2 protein-coding genes are annotated in these 1,522 nt (G+C 42.0%); both read right to left on the minus strand.

The features are described from left to right. Positions 1–192: 192 nt before the first annotated feature. Positions 193–1,059 (minus strand): IS3 family transposase, encoded by an 867-nt coding sequence (locus ABD894_RS28070; RefSeq protein ID WP_345214423.1) that lies wholly within the window; start codon positions 1,057–1,059, stop codon positions 193–195. A gap of 41 nt (positions 1,060–1,100) precedes the next feature. Beyond that, complete coding sequence (locus tag ABD894_RS28075) at positions 1,101–1,469, minus strand: transposase (protein WP_345214424.1); 369 nt, start codon at positions 1,467–1,469, stop codon at positions 1,101–1,103. Positions 1,470–1,522 lie beyond the last annotated feature (53 nt).

The following is a 1,522-nucleotide window of genomic DNA, read 5'->3' on the forward strand; positions in this document are numbered from 1 at the left end:
ATGTCTCGTCCTGAAAAGTCTTTACAGTTGGGAGCTGTTAATACGATATGTTCTTTACAATAATGATGTAGTCCTGATTAGGGTTTACAGTCCAAATGTAGAAAGTCCTAAAAGACCTTAACCAACTTTTAGCCATAATCCTTGTCAGGCTTTACAAACCGGACTTTGATGATCCAAAGTAAACAATTCACATTATTCATCACAAGAGATTTTATTATGTTTTTCTTTCCAATAATTTTTCCAATGCCTGGTCAGCTCCCCTTCACCGGAGTGAGCTGCTTCGGGTGTAAGCATATTAATGCTCAGGTGTGGTCTTCGAGTATTATAGGCATCAATGATACCTGATAAGCGTTGAGCAGTTTCTTTCTTGGTACCCGGCGAGGTTTTATAAAGCCATTCGGTCTTCAAAGTTCCATTTACCCGCTCTGCTATTGCATTTTCTAACGGATCTCCATTCTCGGTCATACTAATGCTGATATGGATAGATCTAAGTTTAGCAATGTACTTATCACAGCAATATTGAACGCCACGGTCCGAATGATGAATAAGATTGTCTGCTTTGTTATCAGGTAAGCCGGAAAGAGCCATTTCTAAAGCATATACAGCACTATCGGCATCTAGCTTGTTGGATAGATTCCATCCAACTATTTTGCGGGAATAAGCGTCTGTGATCAGCGATAAGTATAAATACCCCTCACTGGTTGCAATGTAAGTTATATCGCTTACCCATAGCTGGTGCGGACGTGTCAACAGGATATCGCGTATCAGATTAGGATACCTGCGATACCGGTGTCTTGAATCGGTTGTTACTACCTTCGTTTTTCGATGGCGAACCAGAAGATGGTTTTCCCTCAATAAATCGAAAAAGGCGTCCCGACCGATCTGTATGTTTTCTCTTTTCATCGGCATACTGATCATATTAAGCAACTTACGTCCGCCAATGCCAGGTAAACTGCTGCGTTCATTGAGCACCATTTCAAGCACGATCTGCGATTGCGCGCGGCATTTATATTCGTATTTCTGTAACTGGTAATAGGCCTGTCTGGTAAAGCCAAACAATCCACAGAGCTTATCAATACTGAGCTCCGGACATTGTTCCTTTATTTCTTTGACTGTTTGGCTCCAGACTTTTTTCTGATGGAGATGTTCAGGTCACGCTCAGCAACATCGATCATCTTGTTTGTAGCCAAGTTTGTCATGCGCTCTCTTTCGAGGGCCTCTTCCAGTTCTCGAATACGACGTACCATGCCTTCCGGCGTGTCCGGCAGATCTGATTTGGGGTTTTGAGGAGGGGTATTCATGACAGCTGTTCTGAATTCTCCGCCAAATTTACGAACCCATTGTTGAATTGAGGCATGTGTTGCGATACCAAATTTGTCCGCAATTGCCTGTTGAGTGAGATCGGATGTTAAATAAAGTTCGACTATTTCACGCTTGAAATCGTCCGAATAGCGCTTTACAATTTTCATGGTTTTGTTGATTTAAATCACTCAAAACTGTAAACCTATTTCAGGACAAGACA

Source organism: Mucilaginibacter gynuensis (genome assembly GCF_039541195.1).
GTDB lineage: Bacteria > Bacteroidota > Bacteroidia > Sphingobacteriales > Sphingobacteriaceae > Mucilaginibacter > Mucilaginibacter gynuensis.

Bases quoted from the DNA above. Each gene is read 5' to 3' on its own strand.
- ABD894_RS28075 (WP_345214424.1), bottom strand. From the start codon at position 1,469: ATGAAAATTGTAAAGCGCTATTCGGACGATTTCAAGCGTGAAATAGTC.